Genomic DNA, 207 nt, shown 5'->3' with positions numbered 1-207 from the left:
GGCAGCTATAATCACCCGCAGAGCACCTTAACACGCACTCTGTAATTTTCAAAATTCCTAAAACCATAAGCTCTACGCTGAATGAGGGCTCTTTCCCATTTAAGGGGGCAGCTTTAATCACCCGCAGAGGACCTTAACACGTACTCTATAATTTTCAAAATTTCTAAAACCATAAGCTCTTCGCTGAATGAGTTTCATTTTGCGGTG

1 protein-coding gene is annotated in these 207 nt (G+C 42.0%); it reads right to left on the bottom strand.

All coding sequences use genetic code 11. From position 1 onward, the window contains the following. Positions 1-117: 117 nt before the first annotated feature. Positions 118-207 (bottom strand): transposase (locus Lpar_RS19380; RefSeq protein WP_237759452.1); only part of this gene is annotated, 90 nt, incomplete at its 5' end.

This window comes from Legionella parisiensis (assembly GCF_001467945.1).
Lineage (GTDB): Bacteria > Pseudomonadota > Gammaproteobacteria > Legionellales > Legionellaceae > Legionella > Legionella parisiensis.
Note: the sequence above shows the minus strand (reverse complement) of the source record. Positions and strands in the feature narration are given on the sequence as shown.